Source organism: Bacillus sp. FSL K6-0138 (genome assembly GCF_037982765.1).
GTDB lineage: Bacteria > Bacillota > Bacilli > Bacillales > Bacillaceae > Bacillus > Bacillus glycinifermentans.
In genome coordinates this window covers 2,085,205-2,104,668 of sequence record NZ_CP150286.1, presented here as the reverse complement: position 1 = coordinate 2,104,668, position 19,464 = coordinate 2,085,205, and the positions used below count along the sequence as shown (strand labels likewise).

The 19,464-nt window shown below is 47.3% G+C and carries 18 protein-coding genes; 2 read left to right on the top strand and 16 right to left on the bottom strand.

Annotation, left to right across the window (positions count from 1 at the left end; translation table 11 throughout):
- The first annotated feature begins 50 nt into the window (after positions 1-50).
- Both MHB78_RS11110 and MHB78_RS11105 read left to right on the top strand, forming a co-directional pair.
- Positions 51-2,708: a PBP1A family penicillin-binding protein gene (locus MHB78_RS11110; RefSeq protein WP_046130810.1), complete on the top strand. Its 2,658-nt coding sequence runs from the start codon at positions 51-53 to the stop codon at positions 2,706-2,708.
- A gap of 86 nt (positions 2,709-2,794) precedes the next feature.
- A protein-coding gene (locus tag MHB78_RS11105) for an IS3 family transposase (protein WP_231947364.1) occupies positions 2,795-4,350 on the top strand; the annotation gives its coding sequence in 2 pieces (ribosomal slippage) (positions 2,795-3,452 and positions 3,452-4,350; 1,557 coding nt in all).
- A 61-nt stretch (positions 4,351-4,411) separates the two neighbouring features.
- Here the strand turns inward: MHB78_RS11105 and MHB78_RS11100 are convergent.
- From MHB78_RS11100 to mgsA, 16 genes are all read right to left on the bottom strand, one after another.
- Entirely contained in the window at positions 4,412-4,852 is a 441-nt protein-coding gene (locus MHB78_RS11100; RefSeq protein ID WP_231947495.1) for a YpoC family protein, read from the bottom strand.
- Positions 4,853-4,896: 44 nt separating this feature from the next.
- Positions 4,897-5,559 (bottom strand): endonuclease III, encoded by a 663-nt coding sequence (gene nth, locus MHB78_RS11095; protein WP_046129911.1) that lies wholly within the window; start codon positions 5,557-5,559, stop codon positions 4,897-4,899.
- Positions 5,560-5,576: 17 nt separating this feature from the next.
- A complete protein-coding gene (locus tag MHB78_RS11090; protein WP_046129910.1) occupies positions 5,577-6,272 on the bottom strand; it encodes a DnaD domain-containing protein in 696 nt (231 codons plus the stop codon).
- 75 nt (positions 6,273-6,347) lie between these two features.
- A complete protein-coding gene (asnS, locus tag MHB78_RS11085; protein WP_046129909.1) occupies positions 6,348-7,640 on the bottom strand; it encodes an asparagine--tRNA ligase in 1,293 nt (430 codons plus the stop codon).
- Positions 7,641-7,776: 136 nt separating this feature from the next.
- Positions 7,777-8,961 (bottom strand): pyridoxal phosphate-dependent aminotransferase, encoded by a 1,185-nt coding sequence (locus MHB78_RS11080; RefSeq protein WP_046129908.1) that lies wholly within the window; start codon positions 8,959-8,961, stop codon positions 7,777-7,779.
- A gap of 22 nt (positions 8,962-8,983) precedes the next feature.
- A complete protein-coding gene (gene tseB, locus MHB78_RS11075) occupies positions 8,984-9,469 on the bottom strand; it encodes a cell wall elongation/penicillin-binding protein regulator TseB (protein WP_046129907.1) in 486 nt (161 codons plus the stop codon).
- A gap of 9 nt (positions 9,470-9,478) precedes the next feature.
- Entirely contained in the window at positions 9,479-9,649 is a 171-nt protein-coding gene (locus MHB78_RS11070) for a YpmA family protein (RefSeq protein ID WP_065894559.1), read from the bottom strand.
- Between the two features lie 158 nt (positions 9,650-9,807).
- Positions 9,808-12,591 carry an ATP-dependent DNA helicase DinG gene (gene dinG / locus MHB78_RS11065; RefSeq protein ID WP_046129906.1) on the bottom strand — a complete coding sequence of 928 codons (2,784 nt, stop codon included), beginning with the start codon at positions 12,589-12,591 and terminating at the stop codon, positions 9,808-9,810.
- Between the two features lie 141 nt (positions 12,592-12,732).
- The gene (panD, locus tag MHB78_RS11060; RefSeq protein WP_046129905.1) at positions 12,733-13,116 is read right to left on the bottom strand and encodes an aspartate 1-decarboxylase; all 384 of its coding nucleotides are present in this window, start codon (positions 13,114-13,116) and stop codon (positions 12,733-12,735) included.
- On the bottom strand, positions 13,116-13,982 hold the full coding sequence (gene panC, locus MHB78_RS11055; protein ID WP_046129904.1) for a pantoate--beta-alanine ligase: 867 nt from the start codon (positions 13,980-13,982) through the stop codon (positions 13,116-13,118). Before panC ends, panD begins: the two co-directional genes overlap by 1 nt.
- 2 nt (positions 13,983-13,984) lie before the next feature.
- Complete coding sequence (panB, locus tag MHB78_RS11050) at positions 13,985-14,818, bottom strand: 3-methyl-2-oxobutanoate hydroxymethyltransferase (RefSeq protein WP_046129923.1); 834 nt, start codon at positions 14,816-14,818, stop codon at positions 13,985-13,987.
- A gap of 228 nt (positions 14,819-15,046) precedes the next feature.
- Positions 15,047-16,030, bottom strand: coding sequence for a bifunctional biotin--[acetyl-CoA-carboxylase] synthetase/biotin operon repressor (locus tag MHB78_RS11045; RefSeq protein WP_046129903.1), 984 nt, complete (start codon positions 16,028-16,030; stop codon positions 15,047-15,049).
- A complete protein-coding gene (locus tag MHB78_RS11040; protein WP_046129902.1) occupies positions 16,015-17,208 on the bottom strand; it encodes a CCA tRNA nucleotidyltransferase in 1,194 nt (397 codons plus the stop codon). Before MHB78_RS11040 ends, MHB78_RS11045 begins: the two co-directional genes overlap by 16 nt.
- A gap of 3 nt (positions 17,209-17,211) precedes the next feature.
- Positions 17,212-18,348, bottom strand: a complete 1,137-nt coding sequence (gene bshA / locus MHB78_RS11035; RefSeq protein WP_046129901.1) for an N-acetyl-alpha-D-glucosaminyl L-malate synthase BshA — start codon at positions 18,346-18,348, stop codon at positions 17,212-17,214.
- On the bottom strand, positions 18,348-19,055 hold the full coding sequence (gene bshB1 / locus MHB78_RS11030; protein WP_231947496.1) for a bacillithiol biosynthesis deacetylase BshB1: 708 nt from the start codon (positions 19,053-19,055) through the stop codon (positions 18,348-18,350). Before bshB1 ends, bshA begins: the two co-directional genes overlap by 1 nt.
- On the bottom strand, positions 19,042-19,455 hold the full coding sequence (gene mgsA / locus MHB78_RS11025; protein WP_046129899.1) for a methylglyoxal synthase: 414 nt from the start codon (positions 19,453-19,455) through the stop codon (positions 19,042-19,044). Before mgsA ends, bshB1 begins: the two co-directional genes overlap by 14 nt.
- Positions 19,456-19,464: the final 9 nt, after the last annotated feature.

The window sequence follows — 19,464 nt, the reverse complement described above, 5'->3', positions numbered from 1 at the left end:
TTTTAAAGTCATGTGAGCGGAAAGGTTTAACTACGAAAGGTTGAGATGTTATGTCAGATCAATTTAAAAGCCGCCAGGAACGGCGAAGAGCCCAGCAGGGCAATAGCAGGTCTAATACTCATTCTAAACCCAGGAAAAAAAAGAAACCCGGACTATTTAAAAAGATTCTTTTATCCATTCTGATCATTGGCGTAATCGGCTTAATCGCCGGAGGCGTCACTTTTGCAGTCATGGTCTCAGACGCTCCGTCCCTTGACGAAGCGAAACTGAAAACGCCGTATTCATCAACCATTTATGATAAAAACGGGAAGAAAATCGCGGAGCTCGGCTCGGAAAAACGGAAGTACGTGTCGATTAAAGATATACCCGATAAAGTCAAAAACGCGTTCCTCGCGACAGAAGACGCCCGTTTTTACGATCACCACGGGGTTGACCCGATCCGCATAGGAGGAGCGCTTCTCGCTAACTTTGAAGGCGGATTCGGTTCAGAAGGCGGAAGTACGATTACACAGCAGGTCGTCAAAAACTCCCTTCTCTCGCATGAAAAAACGCTGAAGCGTAAAGTGCAGGAAGTATGGCTTTCCCTTCAGCTGGAACGAAAATATTCAAAAGACGAAATTCTTGAGATGTATTTGAACCGGATTTACTTCTCACCGCAAGCCTACGGTATCGGCAAAGCGGCGGAACAATTCTACGGGGTTACCAACTTAAACGACTTGACGGTTGAGCAGGCCGCAACGCTTGCCGGAATGCCGCAAAGCCCGAACAACTACAACCCGATCAAACATCCGGAACAGGCTGAAAAAAGGCGGAATATCGTTTTAAGCCTGATGAATAAGCACGGCTTCCTGTCAGACGCAGATTATAGCAAAGCGAAAAAAGTATCTGTTAAAAAAGGCCTTGTGTCTGCTAAGCAGTATGCTAAATCAAATTCAAATAAATACACTGCATTTATCGAAGATGCCGTAGAAGAAGTTGAATCAAAAGCAAACGTTAATCCTAACACAGACGGATTAAAAATTTACACGACGCTAGATACAGACGCTCAAGATTATTTGAATGAGCTCATGGACAAAAATTCTGGTCTGCTTACCGATAAAATGAAGGCCGGATTAACCCTGCTTGATACGAAAACCGGCGAAGTTCGTGCAGTTGGCGGCAATATGTCTCCCGGCGGTTGGAATTATGCGACTGCTACAAAACGCCAGCCGGGTTCAACGATCAAACCAATCCTTGACTATGGACCTGTCATCGAAAATAAAAAATGGTCGACGTATGAGCAGATTAAAGATGAACCGTACACGTATTCTACTGGACAAGAAATTCATAACTATGACCTTAGATATAAAAGTTGGATATCGATGCGGGAAGCGCTTGCCGATTCGCGGAACATCCCGGCTGTAAAAGCGTTCCAGGCTGCCGGCAAAGAAAACGTGGCAAATTTCGCAAATGGCCTTGGCCTTTCGATCGATAAAGATGATCTGTTAGAATCGTATGCGATCGGTGGTTTCGGAAAAGGCGTATCAACATTGCAAATGGCCGGAGCGTACAGCGCATTTGGAAACAATGGCTATTACAATGAGCCACATTTCGTCTCATCAGTTGAATTTAATGACGGTACGAAACTTGACTTGACGCCTGAATCGAAGGCTGCGATGAGTGATTATACCGCATTTATGATCACGGATATGCTGAAGACAGCCGTTCAGACAGGAACGGGAACTGCTGCACAGGTCCCTGGCGTCACTGTTGCGGGAAAAACGGGGACCACAAACTTTGAAGAATCTGATGTAAAAAAATACGGCCTCAATCCGAAAGGTGCGAGAGATTCGTGGTTTGTCGGCTATACGCCGCAATATACGGCAGCCGTCTGGACCGGTAAGGATGGTATGAACTCGCTTAATGTGAGCGAACAGCAAATCGCCAAACTCTTGTTTAAAAAGGTCATTGCCAAGGTTGACGACGGCAGCGGCTCGTTCAAGAAACCGGACAGCGTCGTGGAAGCGACCGTTGTGAAAGGCTCCAATCCGGCTGCGCTGGCGAGCAGCAGTACGCCTAGCGACAAAAAGACGACCGAGTATTTCGTAAAAGGCACTCAGCCGACGACCGTTTCAACACAATATGAGGAAAAAGAAGATGCAGCAAAACCATCCGGCTTGAGCGCGGAGTATGATGAAGCTTCAAAAAGCATCAAACTGTCGTGGTCATACTCAGGCGATGATGACGCCTCATTTAAAGTGAAACAGTCTGTCGACGGCGGAGGATACACCGAAATCCAAAACAGCAGCGCCAAAGAAGCGGTCATACCGAATGCAAAAGAAGGATCTGTCTACAGGTTCCAAGTAACGGCGGTGACCGATGACGATGAAAGTGATCCGGCTTCTGTCACCCTGAAAGTCAACGCGGCCAGTGATGATGAAACGAAAGCCGACGATGACCAGCAAAATCAGGATGATCAGCAAAACAAAGATGATGATCAGACCACAGATGAAGACAAAAATAAGGATCAGCAAGATACCGGTGACAATGATCAGTCTGATGATCAAAAGCAAACACCTGGCGATACGAACAAGGATAACCAAAATTCAGGCGATACAGATAAAGACAACGGTAATAAAGATAAAAATACCGATGATTCTTCTAAAAACAAGAACAACGATAAGAATCAATCAAATTCGGGAAACGAAACAAATAACGACGGGACCTAACAATAAAACCCACTCACAAATGATATGCTCCCCTAAAGGTAGACAGATGAAATAAAAAAATCTGTTTGCCTTGGGGGAGTTTTTTCATGGCTGGAAAATGGTTTTCAAAAGAAGAAAAATTGAATATTCTATCAGAATGTGATCAGGGCAATAATTCGGTGAAGGAGATCGCAGAAAAATATGGCATTCATGCCGAAACGATTCGTGAATGGAGAACATCGCATGATATGGCGGGTGTGGAGAGTTTGGAACGTTCAAAGCGCCATAAGTTCTATCCCGCAGAATTAAAATACAATGCCGTGAAAGACTTCTTATCCGGACGCTACTCTCAAAGAGAAATCTCGAGAAAATATAAGATTTCCAGTAAATCCGTACTCATGAAGTGGGTTGAGCTTTATAATGGTCATAAAACGTTAAAAGACAGCGGGAGAGGAAGGAATCGTTTGATGACCAAACGGAAGAACGTTTCATTGGAAGAACGGATTGAGATTGCGAAGGATTGTCTAGCTCATGGAAAGGACTACGCCAGATCAATGGAGATTCATCAAGTCTCCTACCAACAGGTGTATCAATGGGTGAAAAAGTATCAAGAAGGCGGAGAAGAGGCCTTAAAAGACAACCGAGGGAAACGCAAAACCGAAGAAGAATTGACACCTGAAGAAAAAATTCAACGGGAAAACAAACGGCTGGAACAGGAAAATGAGCGTTTGCGCGCAGAGAATGCGTTCTTAAAAAAGTTGGAAGAGATCAAAAGGAGGCGGTTCTAAGTCAGGTTCGGTACGAAGATCGATATCTCGCCATTTTAGAGCTGAATCGAAAAGAAGGCTTTTCTGTCCAAATGTTATGTGAGATTGCCGAAGTTTCGCGCCAGGGGTATTACAAATGGAGGAGCCGAGTACCTTCAGCGAGAGAAAAACAGAATGAAAAGATTATCGCCAAAATGGCGCTACTTCACGAACAAATTGGCGGTATCTACGGATACCGCAGAATGACCTTAAACATGAACCGCCGCTTTAAAGAGCGCCTCAATCATAAGCGCATCTATCGGCTGATGAAAATTGCCAAGCTGGAGTGTGTCATTCGGCGGAAGAAAAAACGTTACGGCAAAGCGACGCCTCAACATGTGTCCGAAAATATCCTGAATCGAGAGTTTAAAGCGGACAAACCAAATCAAAAATGGGTGACTGATGTGACAGAGCTAAAATACGGCCATCGGAAAGCGTACCTCAGTGCCATTTTAGATCTTCATGAGGGAATGGTCGTGTCTTATGTGCTGGGGAAATCCAATAATAACGCCCTTGTGTTTAAAACCTTGAACCAAGCGCTTGAGGCAGCCCCAAACGCACGTCCTCTCCTTCACAGCGACAGAGGTTTTCAATACACGTCCCACCAGTTTAGAAGGATGATTGAAAACGCAAATATGACACAGAGTATGTCCCGCGTCGGCCGCTGTATTGATAACGGCCCCATTGAGTCGTTTTGGGGGAAATTAAAATGCGAGAAATACAGACGGAATTCGTACGAGACATTTGAGGCACTTCAAAGCGCAATTGATGAATATATCCACTTTTACAACCACGATCGTCTACAAGAAAAACTAAACGGCCTCAGCCCAGTGGAATACAGGGCTAAAGCCGTCTAGTGTGTTTTAGTTATTTCCACTGTCTACTTGACAGGGTGCAGATCACAAATCGTGAGTGGGTTTATTTTTTCATTGCGGCATATTTATAATATTGCTTTTTCATTTCCGTAAATAGTTCATCAAGCTGGATAAAACAATGGTACTGGGTTGGCTTCTGCAAAATAAATTCGACCCGTTCCGTCCAGTTGATCGGTTTTACGGGGAAGTTTTTCCGAATGAGCGTCTCCCATTTGAGCGTCTCGACGGGCTCTCCCATCGTCCAATGGAAGGCTGCGATCAAATAGCAGACCCCTTTCAGCATCTCGTCCTGGCTGCATCTCGATTTTCTCGTTTGAAAAACGGGAAGAAGCCTGTCCTTCGTTTGCTCCCACATTTGAAAAAGGAGCGGGACCCATTCCGATTTATCGGCCCACGGTTTAGGCATCCCCTCTTCTGCAAAAAAATCAAAATAGAGCGGATTCTCGTTTAGAACGGCAATCCTGTCATCGCTTTCCGGCTTCATATTTCTCAGCGGCTGTTCATATTCAGATAAGAGCGAAACGCTTGTCACGGCAGCTTCACCAGTCCTTTTTTATAGCGTTTTTGACCTTCGCGGCACAAGGAAAACAGCGGACATACTTCACATTTCGGCCGTTGCGCCTTGCAGTGGTAGCGACCGAAAAAGATCAGTCTGTGGTGTGTCACAGACCATTCGGATTCCGGCACTTTTTTCATCAGCGCTTTTTCTACTTCTGTGACTGAATCCTTCCAGCGGCAGAAGCCAAGCCTTTTCGAAACCCTTTCCACATGGGTGTCGACTGCGATGGCCGGTACACCAAATGCCACCGAGACGACGACATTGGCCGTTTTTCTCCCGACACCGGGAAGTTTGACCAACTCATCCCTGTCTTTCGGCACTTCACCACCGTATTCTTCAATCAGCATTTTGCAGAGCTTTTGAATATTTTTTGCTTTATTTCGGTATAAGCCGATCGATTTGATGTCCTGCTGAAGCTCTTCCAGCGGCACCGCAAGGTAATCTTCCGGCTTTTTATATTTTTGAAACAGCGTTTTTGTCACTTTGTTGACCAAAGCATCCGTGCATTGGGCAGATAAAGCGACAGCGATGACGAGTTCAAACGGATTGTCGTGAACCAGTTCGCATTCTGCATCAGGAAACATTTCGCCAATCGTTTCTAAACAAAACTCGATCTGTTTTTTCGTTAACATGTCTTCACCTTTTCACCTTAATGTTCAAGCCAATTGTAAAAAGGAACCTGTCTTTTATACTCCTTTTGCTCGCTTTGCCGGGGCGTCTTTCGCCGGAATTTTTGGCTGTAGCTGACGGCTTGTTCGATTGTTGTGATTCCGTTTTTCTTCCATTCAAAAAGAATGCGGTCAATATAGCGGAAGTTTAATTTTCCCGACATGACGGCTTCTTTTAACGCCTGCTTGATCATCTGCACATCGTGGTTATCCTGATCAATCCAGATGGAGAGCGTCTCGCATTCCAGCGGAGATAAAGGCCTGGCAAACTCTTCTTCAAAAATCGTGTACAGGCTTTTTTGTTCGCCTTCTTGTTCTTCATCCTGTTTTTTCTTCTCCGCCATTTCGAGATAATCAAACAGTTTGCTCCACAAAGGTTCGAGTGAATATTTTTCAAACTTAATGCCGTTCTGGTCTTCGCATTCTTCTATATAGAGAAAGCCTTTTTGGATAAACATCCTCAGCATGTTCATACATTGTTCAGTCGCAATCGACATCGTTTTGCTCAATTCTTCAGGCGTCGGGAAAAAAGAGCCTTTTTCCACATGCATTTTGATGTTTAACAGCAGCATAAACTCTGTTTCGTCAAGCCCAAGCTCTCTGTAATTCAAAAAGAGCAGATTCGGAATGCTGACAGATCCCATTTCCTGCATCTTAATAAATTGCTGTTTTTTCATTTGATACACCTCTTACCTTCCAGTATATCAGGATGACTGTGAAAAAGTCTCCTGTCATAGCAGGAGACTTTTTTTTTAAGGATATAAACGATTTAGCAGTCTTGGGAACGGAATCGTTTCACGTACGTGAGGCGATCCGCAGATCCAGGCAACCGTCCGCTCCAAACCGAGTCCGAAGCCTGAATGCGGAACAGAACCGTATTTTCTCAGCTCAGCATACCATTTATATGCATCAGATTCTAAGCCGTGCTCTTTCAAGCGCGCTTCAAGAAGTTCAAGATCATGGATCCTTTCTGAGCCGCCAATGATTTCGCCATAGCCTTCAGGAGCGATCAAGTCTGCACAAAGAACGACTTCTTCCCTGTCAGGCGCAGGCTGCATGTAGAACGGCTTTAAAGATGTCGGATAATGCGTGATGAACACCGGCTTGTCATAGCTTTCGGCAATTGCCGTTTCATGAGGCGCCCCAAAATCGTCGCCCCATTCGATGTCATCAAAGCCTTTGTCTTTTAAGAACTGGATCGCTTCATCATACGTGATCCGCGGGAATGGCGCTTTGATCTGTTCGAGCTTCGACGTGTCCCTTCCGAGCGTTTTAAGCTCGATTTTGCAGTTTTCAAGAACGCTTTGTACGACAAAAGACACGTAATTTTCCTGCACTTCGAGGTTTTCATTGAATTCAACAAACGCCATTTCTGGCTCGATCATCCAAAACTCAATCAGATGGCGCTTTGTTTTTGATTTTTCCGCCCTGAAGGTCGGCCCGAAGGAAAAGACTTTTCCTAAAGCCATTGCAGCGGCTTCCATGTACAGCTGGCCGCTTTGCGATAAATAAGCGTCTTCATCAAAGTACTTCGTCGCAAACAGCTCTGTCGTTCCTTCTGGAGCGCTTCCCGTCAAAATCGGCGGATCGACTTTTACAAAGCCTTCTTTATTGAAAAATTCGTATGTAGCGCGAATGATTTCGTTTCGGATTTTCATTGTGGCGTGCTGCCGTTTGGAACGAAGCCACAGATGCCTGTGATCCATTAAAAACTCTGTTCCGTGTTCTTTCGGCGTGATCGGATAGTCCTTTGCTTCGTGGATGACTTTAAGCGATGTCACGGCAAGCTCGTACCCGAGAGGAGAGCGTTCGTCCTCTTTCACGATGCCTGTTACATACAAAGACGTTTCCTGTGTGACCGTTTTCGCAATTTGGAAAATCTCTTCATCCACTTCCGCTTTAACGACGACTCCCTGAATAAAGCCCGTCCCGTCGCGAAGCTGTAAAAATGCGATTTTACCGCTTGAACGTTTATTGGCAATCCAGGCGCCGATTGTCACTTCTTCACCAACATGTTTGTACACTTGGTTTATTGTTGTTTTCACTATCGTTTCCCTCCAAAACCAAGAAAAGGGTCATGCCCGTTTTCTCTCTGACATCCATAACTTATATTATACCTTTTTTCAACGGATAAGGTCAATGGCATCATAAAAAGCGCCCCGCAGGAGGACGCTTTTTAGGTTATTTGCTGCGGTTCACCACAAAGCGGCGAATGCGTTTCACTGCTTCTTCCAACAGCGGAAGAGATGTCGCATAGGACAGGCGGATATTGTCCGGCGCACCGAATCCAGAGCCAGGGACAATCGCGACCTTCTCCTCTTCAAGAAGAGCTTCCGCAAATTCGTCAACGGTTTTATAGCCGCATGCTTCAGCCGCTTTTTTTGCGTTCGGGAACAGATAAAAAGCGCCTTCCGGCTTCAGGCAAGTCAGCCCCGGAATCTCCAGAAGCAGCTCATATACTTTGTTCAGGCGCTCTTCAAATGCCTTTTTCATCTCTTCAACAGGCTCCTGAGACCCGTTGTAAGCTGCGATGGCGCCGTATTGAGCGACAGAAGTCGGGTTTGATGTACTGTGGCTGGCAAGGTTGGTCATCGCTTTAATGATCGTTTCATTTCCCGCTGCATAGCCGATTCTCCAGCCGGTCATGCTGTGCGATTTAGAAACTCCGTTGATAATAATCGTCTGTCTTTTTAGCTCAGGGGAAAGCTGTGCGATCGACACGTGTTTTCCTCCGCCGTAAATCAGCTTTTCGTAAATTTCATCTGACACGATTAAAATATCGTTGCGGAGACAAACGTCGCCAAGCGCTTTAAGCTCTTCTTCCGAATACATCATGCCGGTCGGATTGCTTGGAGAATTGATGATGACGGCTTTCGTTTTATCTGTCAGCGCTTGTTCAAGCTGTTCAGGAGAAATCTTGAAGCTGTTTTCCTCTAACCCTTCGACAAACACGGGGCGGCCTCCGGCAAGCTTGACCTGCTCAGGGTAGCTGACCCAGTATGGCGTCGGAATAATCACTTCATCTCCCTCATCAAGCAATACTTGAAATAGGGTGTAAAGAGCGTGCTTCGCACCTGTACATACAATAATTTCTGATTGGCTGTATTCAATGCCCTGATCGCGTTTGAATTTTTCGGCGATGCTTTCTTTCAGCGCAGCAAGCCCTCCTGAAGGCGTATATTTCGTGTGGCCTTCATTCATGGAGCGGACGGCCGCTTCGATGATGTGCTCCGGCGTGTTGAAATCCGGCTCTCCCGCACCAAGGCCGATCACATCGTGCCCTGCCGCTTTTAATTCTTTTGCTTTTGCTGTGATTGCCAATGTTGCAGACGGTGTTAATGCTGATACTCTTTTCGCTAGATTCAACTTGGTTTCCCCCTGTTTCGACTTATGGCGTTATCGTTTTGTGAATTTTTCCATTTATAAAGTCCACATAACTTAAACTGTATTGCCCATCTTTATTTAAGTATGTAACTTCCCACATTAGAACATTTCCTTCTCTTGCCAGATGCACCTGTTTCAGGTGGGACACAAGGCCTTCATTCTCAACCGCTTTGGCGGCCTGGCGGCTTGAAATGCCATCCGACGCTTTTTTGAAGATCGTCTTCTGTTTTTTGTCGGCAGGCACCCACACGTACATGTTTTCGCCCTTTTTGTTTTTTCCTTCCACAATGTACTGCTTCTCTTTGCCGACAAACGTTTCAACGGAATCAACTTCCTTTAAATCAGCCTTCTCTTTTGCGAGGGCTGCCGCTTCCGCGTGACCGCTCTCTTTTTGGCTCATTGCTGTCCGGTATACGTTCGCCCCGGCAAGAATCGCTGTTAAAAAAATAATACCAAATATCAGAATGAAAATTAAAGTTTTTTTGCCCATTTTTATCCCCTACGTTCGATAAATAGTGAAAATTGCCTGTTTTTGATCTTCTTCATCAAGGGCAAGACCGAACATTAAATCGTTGCGCTTAAGCGTCCGGTTTAACAAATCGACGATTTTATAAAGATCTTCCGAATGCTCAACAGTCACGGTAGAAAGAATTTCGATTTTGCTATCCATTATCAAATACCTCCGCACGAAACAATAATTGTAATTCATACTCTGTCTGCCATAAGCCATAATAGTTGTTACAACGGATAAACCGTTTATATAAACAGCCAAAAATAAAACCTTAATCCACACCATGTGAAGAGCCGCTTGATGCGGCTTTTTATGCATTAAAGCCTTGAAATATAAGCTTTTAGACCCGATAAATCCGGCTCTTCAACAGAAGCAGGAGGCAAAGCCTTCATAAACACCCTGCCGTAGGATGAAGTGCGAATCCGGCGATCGAGAATCACGACCATGCCGCTGTCCTCTCGCGAACGCAAAAGCCTGCCGATTCCCTGTCTGAAGGTTAAAACAGCTTCAGGAAGCGAGACGGCCTGAAACGGGCTTTCCCCTTTTTGTTTCGCTCTTTCGCACTTGGCTGATTCAACAGGATGATCAGGCGGCTTGAAAGGGAGTCTTGCAATGACCAGCGTTGTCAGTTCGTCCCCCGGAAAGTCGACGCCTTCCCAAAAATGGTTCGTTCCGAGCAGGACCGCTTGCTGACAAGACTTAAACGACTTCATAATCTTGACAGGGCTTCCTCCGGATACCCCCTGAGCCAAAAGCTGGCACTGAAGGTCAGCTTCGTCTTTCAGCAACTGATACACATCGCGCAGCATGTCATGAGATGTAAACAGCACGAGCACCTTGGCATTCGGCTGCTGTGAAAGCGCCATGATATATCGGGCAACATCCGCGGTATACTCCTCGGGATGATCGTTTGTAATCGGGCTGACATCTGTCGGAATCATGATTTTCATACGCTTATCATAAGAGAAAGGCGACTCGATTTGCAAGGTTCTCGGATAAAAATCGCTTAACCCGAGCTTTTTGATCATATAGCTGAAAGAGTTTTCCACGACAAGCGTCGCAGAAGTGAGAACGACGCTCCTTTTCCGGGTAAAAAAACGGTCAGCCAGCATTTCGCCCGCATCCAGCGGCTGGGCATAAAAAGCGGCCGCATTTTTCGCCCCTTTTGCATCAATTTCAATCCAGACGACTTCATCGTCGGCGTGTTCAAAAAGCAAACGCCTGAGCTTATTGCCGTACTCTTCAAGATAGGCCATGCACGATTGATATTCTTCAAGAAGAAACGCCTGCCGGCTTGTGAAAGAAACGTGTTTGCCGCTTACCTGTTCCTTTTGATCCAAAAACAGCTGATGCATATCATAAAGCATGGCGCACAGCCTTCTGGCGCCTTCTTCGAGACGGCTCCAAGCCCGGTTTTCTCCGCCTGAACCAACCTTATAGAGCAGACGGTTGACATCCTTCTTTGGTTTCCTCCGTTTGACAAAAGCATGGACAGATGTGAAGAACATATCGCTTTCCTCAATGAGCCGGCCGAGCCATTCATCGATTTGGAAAAACGTTTCCGAAGAGATGCCGAATGAGCGGAACAGCCGTTCTGCTTTTTTCAGAAGGCCTCTCTGCTTTAAAGTGCCGAGCCGCATCAATTGTTTATGCAGCGAAACGTAATCGGCCCTTGCTCCAAACTGTTCGCCGGCGGCACGTTCAAAGTGATGGGCTTCATCGATCACAAACGTATCCGCATGAGCTGCATGGATTCGCTGGTTGATTTCATCTGTCAAAAGTAGCGCATGGTTGGTGATGATCAGGTCGGCATTGTCTGCTTCTCTTTTTGCCCGTTCATAAAAACACAGCTCTTTAAACGGGCGGTTTCTCTCATAAGAACGGTCATCAAAAGCGATTCGTTCCCATAGCAGTTTCCCGCCGGACGGCAGGTTGATTTCGGATAAATCGCCGGTCTGTGTATCCGTCAGCCAGACGAGAATTTGCGCCTTTGCCAGGACGGCATCATAATTATCGTCATCTTCCTGCAAAATCTGCTCGAATTTATGGATGCATAAATAATGGGACCGCCCTTTCAGCACAGCGGCTTTGACCGAAAACGGCACGGCCTGCTGCATAAGCGGGATATCATGGTGCAAAATCTGCTGCTGGAGCAATGTCGTATACGTGCTGACAACAACCGGCTTTTCGGTTTGTTTGGCATAAACGGCGGCAGGCACGAGGTACCCAAGCGTCTTCCCGATCCCTGTCGCCGCCTCGATCAGAGCGTGTTCGTGATTCGTAAACGCGGTCCAAACCTCTTTCATCATTTTTGTTTGCCCTTCTCTTTTTTCAAACCTCGGCAAAGAAGAGAGGCCTGGCCCATCCTCCCAAATATGTGTTTCATGAGATGGGAAGACCTCTTTTTCGGGTTCTTCAGGCGCAGTCTCAGGCGCTTTTATAACAAATGAACCGACTTTGATATACCCTTCTTCAAGCTCTGCGCGCCGGTCCTTTTCGACGATCAAACCGTCAAACAGCTCCTGCGCATCGCTGATCAGGTGCCACGATAGACGCCTTATCCCTTTCAGGACAGGGAGCGGCAGCCGCTTGAATCTGTCCATCATATGTAAGAAAATCATGGCGGTTACTTCTGCATCACTGTCTGCTCTGTGCGGGTTTTCATGCTTGAGCTTCAGCTCTTCGCTCAGTTCTGTCAGCTTGTATCCGTCGAAGCGGGGATATGCGATTCTCGCCAGCTCCACCGTATCAAGCACATTGCATTCGAGCCCTCCGTAACCGGCTTCCTTCAATTCGTGTTTGACAAATCCGAGGTCGAAGTGAATGTTATGTGCTATAAAACAGCTCTCATTAAGAAGTTCAAATATATCTCCGGCGATCGCCGAAAACGGCTCTTCGTTTTCCACCATCTCATTTGTTATCCCCGTCAGCTGTTCGATAAAAGCGGGAATGGGCTGGTTTGGATTCACATACTTGGAGAAACGTTCGGTAATTTGTCCATTTTCAATCACAACCGCTGCAATTTGAATAATTTTGTCGCCTTTTTTCGGCGAATTCCCTGTCGTTTCCACATCAATGACTACATAACGTTGATTGTTCATTCAATGGACACCTCAATTTTGATACGTTCAACAAAAGTGTAACACGTTTTTAGAAAGTACATGAGGACAGCGGCTGAAAAAACAGGCCTCTTTTAAAATGTTCTTCCTAAAACGGCATGAAAGCCCCCAGCATTGGGGGCTTTACAGAATGGTACGGGCCGGCTCAAACCCAAGCATTTGCTCAATTTCGTTCTTCTCGTTCAAAACGGCCACTTTCGGCTTGTGATGCTTCGCCTCTTCTTCCGTCATCATCGCGTATGACACAATGATGACGACATCTCCTTTTTGAACGAGCCGGGCGGCTGCGCCATTCAGGCAAATGACGCCGCTCCCCCTTTCACCGGGAATGATGTATGTTTCCAGCCGGGCGCCGTTATTATTATTTACAATTTGTACTTTTTCATTTGCCATCATTCCGACGGCATCCAATAAATCTTCATCTATCGTGATGCTGCCGACGTAGTTCAAGTTGGCTTCCGTCACCCTCGCTCTGTGAAGCTTGGCGCTCATTAACGTCCGGTACATCATTCATCCTCCTTTTGATCGTCCGGAATTTCGATGATGATATTATCAATTAGGCGGGCTTTTGAGAATTTTACGGCTACCGCTATAATGAATTTCCCGCTCAGCGTCTTTAGGCTCTTCAATTCCGGATATGAGTAAATCTCCGCATAATCGATGACACCGCTCGTTTTTTCCAATATGCCCCGAATTTCTTTTTTCACGGCATCCGGATTGCGCTCGCCCTCGGAAACGAGCCGGGCGCCATGCCGAAGCGCCTCGTATAAAGCCGCCGCTTCTTTCCGCTCGCTCTGTGTCAGATAAACATTCCGCGAGCTTTTCGCAAGCCCGTCTTCTTCCCGCACCGTATCAACGGGAACAAGCTCAATGTCCATGAAGAAATCATCGATCAAGCCGTCGACAACAGCGACCTGCTGCGCATCCTTCATTCCAAAATAAACCCTCGTCGGAGACGCGAGGTTGAACAGCTTCGTCAGTACGGTTGCTACGCCGTCAAAATGACCTTGTCTTGAACGGCCGCAAAGGACATCGGTCCTTTTTTTGACGCTGGCGATAACCGTTGATTCAGCTTTGTACATTTCCTCGGGAGCGGGAGTGAACAAAACGTCCACTCCTCCCTCCTCCGCCAGCTTCCGGTCTCTTTCGATATCTCTGGGATATGCTTCATAGTCTTCCCCCGGACCGAATTGAAGAGGATTGACAAAAATGCTCATCACGACGATATCATTGTCTTTCCGCGCTTTTTTCACAAGCGCCATATGCCCTTCGTGAAGAAATCCCATCGTCGGCACGAATCCGATCGTTTTTCCTTCTTTTCGATATGTGTTTGCTATCGTTTGAATTTCTTTTGCTGTATGGATCTCAATCATGATTATTTTCCTCCGTATAACCCTTCAAGCACTTCTTGATCAATATGGAAGGAATGAGCATCTTCCGGAAAGTCTCGGTTTCTCACGTCTTGCACATATCCGGTAAGCGCCGCTTCAATCGGCGGGTCGATTTGCGCGTATTGTTTAACAAATTTCGGCGTCCGGCTGACTCCGTGGCCGACGACATCATGGTAGACAAGAACCTGTCCGTCTGTGTAGACGCCTGCTCCGATGCCGATAACCGGAATCGTTAATTCTTTTGAAATCCGTTCCGCGAGTTTGGCAGGAACGCATTCAAGCACGAGGGCAATCGCCCCTGCTTCTTCGCAGCGCCTGCTGTCTTCGATCAGTTTTTTCGCGCTTTCTTCGTCTTTTCCCTGTACTTTATAGCCTCCAAGGACACCTACAGACTGCGGGGTCAAGCCTAAATGACTGACCACAGGTATTCCGCCCCTTGTTAAGGCTGTAATCGTTTCAAACACGCCGTCTCCGCCTTCGAGCTTCAACGCATCCGCACCGCTTTCCTGCACGATTTTCATCGCGTTTTTGAGCGCGTCTTCCTGTGAGCAGTGATAGGACATAAACGGCATGTCTGTAACGACAAATGTATGTTTTGCACCCCGTTTTACGGCCTTTGTGTGGTGGATCATGTCTGCGACGGTAACCGATACGGTCGAGTCAAGGCCGAGGACGACCATTCCGAGAGAATCGCCGACAAGGATCATGTCCACTCCGGCTTGCTCGGCCAGCTTTGCCGCCGGATAGTCGTAAGCGGTCAGCATGACGATCGGCTCTCCGTCCTGTTTCATTTTCAAAAAATCAAGTTTTGTCTTCATGTGTTTCTCCTCCTCTTTTTCAGAGGAGATGAGCTGCCTTTTTTCGGACAGTAAAAAAATCTTCCGCGAAGAAGATTTTGCATCGTCCGTCATCGGCAAGAATCATCCCTCTGTCCCAGTCCTTTTTGGATCAAGGCAGACTGTTTATTTATAAAACTTCGTTTTCAGGTGCAGTTCCAACGGATACTGCCCAATCGAAGTATACCAAAAACGCCGCGTCCGTTCCAACTATGACGGACTAATTTCGATATCTGCGGAATAGATTTTTTTGATTCCGTCGCCCGTTTCCAGGAGCAGCACGCCTTCGTCATCGATTCCGAGCGCTTTGCCCCGGAACGTTCCGGAAAGCGTCCGCGCGGTCAATTCGCGATAGAGAGTCAGCGCATAGCTTTCCCATAAAAGCTTGATCGGCCGGAACCCGTGCGTGATGTACTCGCGGTACCTTTTTTCAAAGGTTAACAAGATCGTCTGAATAAGAGCCGCCCTGTCGATTTTTTCGCCGCTCGCCAAGCGAAGGCTTGTGGCCGTCTCCTTTAGCTCGTTTGGAAAATCGTCAGCAAGCTGATTGACGTTAATGCCCGTACCGACGATGACGGAATGGACCTGGTCGGCTTCCGCCTGCAATTCGGTTAAGATCCCGACCGCTTTTTTGCCGTTGATTAAAATGTCGTTCGGCCATTTAATTTCCGCGGCGATCCCTGTTTGCTCCTCGATTGCCTGGACGATCGCCACGGCGGTCAAAAGGGTCAATTGCGGCGTTTTTTGGACGGGAATCTCCGGCCGCAAAATGAGGCTCATCCAGATTCCGTTTCCTTCAGGAGAGTGCCACGCTCTCGACATTCTCCCCCTTCCTTCCGTCTGCTTATCGGCTACGACGATCGTCCCTTCCGGCGCACCGTTATTCGCCAGTTCATGGGCGACTTTTTGCGTCGATGACACGACATCCTGAAAATAAATCATTTGACCCATTTTTTCCGTTTTTAATCCGAGCCTGATTTCATTTTCAGTGATCTTATCCGGTTTTTTTTTCATTTTATAGCCGAGCTTTCTGACGGCTTCAAGCTCATAACCCGATTTTCTCAGTTCCTCAATATGCTTCCAGACCGCCGTTCTGGAGCATCCGAGCTCTTCGCTGATTTTCTGTCCTGAGATGAATTCCCCGTCAGCCTCGGTAAACAATTGAATGAGTTTTTTTCTTAAGTTTGATTGCATTCGTTCAGCCACTCCTCTATGGCTTTTTTTTGATTGGCGAGCTCCCCCACTAAAACGGCGTGTTCAATCCGTTTTAAATCTTCGGAAACCCATTTGCCCGGCGGCTTGTTTCTCATTTGGAGAAGGTCCCCGCCCGTAACGGCGAGGTCTTTCAAGCTTTTGATCGGAAGCTCAGAATAAGCCTGCCGTATTTCGGCCAAACGCCGTTCATCGATTTGCCCCGTCTTCTTCAGCATATGAATCATGCACGCCGAAAGAAGCGTCTCTTCACCGGCCTCATACATGGAAAGCCTGTCCCATTTTTGATTGATGCGGCTCCCGACTTCCGCTGCCTGCTTGATGACTTTGCCCGGAAGCTTCCACGCTTTCAAAAAAGCGTGGGATCGGGCATCGTCAATCGACATCATAGAGAGGAAAGCCGCCCAGATGTCCGCTCTTTTTTCCAGCTTATAAAAAGGAAAAACGCCGGCAGACCGGACCTCTTCCGGTTTTCCGTCCAATCCGGGCAGCTCTTTGTACAGGCCTGTGTCGGCCGCCGCGGCAAGCGCCGGGCCAGCCGCTTTTCCTTTCAACAGCTTTTCAAATTCTGCCGTTTTTCGCTCTGTTGAAATATGCGCCAGCAGATGACTGTTTTCACAAATCGCCGCTTTTGTCTTTTCCGAAAGCGTAAATTCGAGCTGGCTCATAAACCGGAGGGCCCGCAGCATGCGGAGCGCGTCTTCGTGAAAGCGCTCCGCAGGGTCTCCGACCGTCTGAATGACCTTTTCTTTTATATCAGAAAGACCGCCGAAATAATCGATCAGCCTGCCGCTTTCATCCATCGCCATGGCGTTGATCGTTAAGTCGCGGCGTTTGAGGTCTTCCTTGAGAGATTTGATAAATTGAACACCGCTCGGCCTTCTGTAATCCTCGTATTCGAGTTCGGAACGAAATGTCGTCACTTCATAAGATTCTCCATTCAGCAAAACGATGATCGTTCCGTGCTCTTTTCCGACATCGATCGTTTTCGGAAAAATGTTTTCGATTTCCTCCGGCGGCGCATCTGTTGCGATATCGACGTCCCCGACCGGACGATTCATGTGTGTATCCCTGACGGCCCCGCCGACGAAATAAGCCTGCCAGCCATGTTTTTTCAGCTCATGAAGGAGGGGGAGAGCCTTTACAAAGAGATCCTCCATCGCTCACACTTCCAGTTCTATTAATTGATTGTAAATATCCTCATACTGGCCGATGATACTGCAGGAAGAAAACCGGTCCCTGATGTTTCTCAGCGCCGCTTCCGCAAAGCTCGAATGCAAAGCGTCATCCGTTAACAAACGGAGCGCTTTTTCGCCCGCAGCATCGACGTCGCCTATATTGACCAAAAAACCGGAAACTCCGTCTTCTATCACTTCCGGGATGCCTCCGATGTTCGTTCCGATGCAAGGAACGCCGCAGGCCATCGCTTCAAGAAGAACAAGGCCGAAGCTTTCCTTTTCCGATAAAAGGAGTTTCAAATCGCTGATCGCGTATAGCTCCTCTACGTTGTCCTGCTTGCCTAAGAAGAGTACATCGTCCCCTAAGCCAAGCTGTCTGACAAGCTGGCAGATGACGGTCATTTCCGGGCCGTCACCGACGAGAAGGAGCTTTGCTTTCATCCGCTTGACGATTCGGCTGAATACATGAATGACATCCTGCACGCGTTTGACTTGTCTGAAATTCGATACATGGATGATCACTTTTTCATCAGGCGAAATGCCGTACTGCTCTTTTAATGCATGATGATCGTGCTTTATGTAAACCCGCTCATCAACAAAATTGTAGATCGTTTCTATTTTCTTATCCGGTTTGATCAAATCATACGTCTGAGACGCAAGCGCGGATGATACAGCCGTCACGCGGTCCGACGATTCAATGGCGAATTTGATCAAGTCCTGTAATGACGGGTCATACCCGAGCACCGTAATATCGGTGCCATGAAGCGTGGTGACCGTTTTGATGTTTCCGCCCAGCATCTGCTTGGCTAAAAAAGCCGAAACCGCATGCGGGACAGCGTAGTGGGCATGCAAAATATCGAGCTGCTCCCGCTTTGCCACTTCCGCCATTTTGCTGGCCAATGCCAAATCATAAGGCGGATACTTAAACACGGCATATTGATTGACTTGCACCTCGTGAAAATAAATGTTGGAATATACTTTATTCAGTCTGTACGGGACACTTGACGTAATAAAATGAATTTCATGCCCTCTTTCCGCGAGCAGCTTGCCGAGTTCGGTCGCGATGATTCCCGATCCGCCGACACTCGGATAACACGTGATTCCGATTTTTAGTTTTTTCATCATCCGCCCCCAAATAAATCGTTGTTTAACACAAGCGTCCGCTTCGAAAAAAATCCTTCCGCATATGCGACGCCTGCTTCTTTTCCGAGAAGTTTTTCCCGCGCTTCAACAGTCTCGATATACCCGTTCGTCAGCGGCGTTTCCACCGATTGCCCAGACCGGGTAAACTGGCTCCTGTATGCTCTGAGACTCGCTATTTTCTTTTCCATCGTATCGGAAATATCGATTACAAATTCAGGTTTATGAAAGCCGTTTATCATATAGTAATACATATTTTGCACTTTATGAGCCGGCTGATTGTTTCCATCTTGATATTTATGTATTCCGGCGGAAAAAACCGCCTCTTCGACGATTTCCGCCGCATGTCCGTGATCCGGGTGCCGATCTTTTTGATAAGGTACAAACACGAGCTTCGGCTTATACGCCCGAATGACGGTTACAGCTTCCCGGATCGCCTCGTCGTTCAAAAACAGTCCGCGGTCCGGGAGCGAGAGGGAGATGCGCGGGCTGACGCCTAAAATGTCCGCCGCCAGCGCCGCTTCGCTTTTTCTCGTTTCGACCGTTCCGTTCGAAGACAGTTCAGCCCTTGTTAAATCGCAAATGCCGATCCGGAACCCTTTTTCCGCGTATTTCGCAATGGTTCCTCCCATGCCGATTTCCACATCATCGCTATGCGCGCCAAAAGCAAGTATATCAAGCATCACGATCCCCGCCGTGAACGAGATTTCTAAATTCAAAGGCGCCTTTTTCAAGCGAGCGGATCAAAATCTCCGCAGTCCCCATATTGGTCGCAAGCGGGATTGAGTAGACATCAGACAAGCGGATCAATGCGGAAACGTCAGGTTCATGCGGCTGAGCCGTCAGCGGATCTCTTAAAAAGATGACAAGGTCGATTTCGTTTTTCGCAATCAGCGCGCCGATCTGCTGATCCCCGCCGAGCGGCCCCGATTGAAAGCGGACGATGGACAGGCCGGTTGCTTCCGAGATTTTCAATCCGGTCGTCCCCGTCGCAAACAGTTCGTGCTTTTTTAAAATGTTTTGATACGCCGTCACAAGCTGAATCATATCCTGTTTTTTACGGTCATGGGCGATTAAAGCGATTTTCAAAGCGATTTC

What these genes read in the sequence shown, in the direction of transcription:
- MHB78_RS11110 (WP_046130810.1), top strand. Translation starts at nt 51, where the DNA reads ATGTCAGATCAATTTAAAAGCCGCCAGGAACGGCGAAGAGCCCAGCAG.
- MHB78_RS11100 (WP_231947495.1), bottom strand. Translation starts at nt 4,852, where the DNA reads ATGAAGCCGGAAAGCGATGACAGGATTGCCGTTCTAAACGAGAATCCG.
- nth (WP_046129911.1), bottom strand. Translation starts at nt 5,559, where the DNA reads ATGTTAACGAAAAAACAGATCGAGTTTTGTTTAGAAACGATTGGCGAA.
- MHB78_RS11090 (WP_046129910.1), bottom strand. Translation starts at nt 6,272, where the DNA reads ATGAAAAAACAGCAATTTATTAAGATGCAGGAAATGGGATCTGTCAGC.
- tseB (WP_046129907.1), bottom strand. Translation starts at nt 9,469, where the DNA reads ATGGGCAAAAAAACTTTAATTTTCATTCTGATATTTGGTATTATTTTT.
- MHB78_RS11070 (WP_065894559.1), bottom strand. Translation starts at nt 9,649, where the DNA reads ATGGATAGCAAAATCGAAATTCTTTCTACCGTGACTGTTGAGCATTCG.
- dinG (WP_046129906.1), bottom strand. Translation starts at nt 12,591, where the DNA reads ATGAACAATCAACGTTATGTAGTCATTGATGTGGAAACGACAGGGAAT.
- panD (WP_046129905.1), bottom strand. Translation starts at nt 13,116, where the DNA reads ATGTACCGGACGTTAATGAGCGCCAAGCTTCACAGAGCGAGGGTGACG.
- panC (WP_046129904.1), bottom strand. Translation starts at nt 13,982, where the DNA reads ATGATTGAGATCCATACAGCAAAAGAAATTCAAACGATAGCAAACACA.
- panB (WP_046129923.1), bottom strand. Translation starts at nt 14,818, where the DNA reads ATGAAGACAAAACTTGATTTTTTGAAAATGAAACAGGACGGAGAGCCG.
- MHB78_RS11045 (WP_046129903.1), bottom strand. Translation starts at nt 16,030, where the DNA reads ATGCAATCAAACTTAAGAAAAAAACTCATTCAATTGTTTACCGAGGCT.
- MHB78_RS11040 (WP_046129902.1), bottom strand. Translation starts at nt 17,208, where the DNA reads ATGGAGGATCTCTTTGTAAAGGCTCTCCCCCTCCTTCATGAGCTGAAA.
- bshA (WP_046129901.1), bottom strand. Translation starts at nt 18,348, where the DNA reads ATGAAAAAACTAAAAATCGGAATCACGTGTTATCCGAGTGTCGGCGGA.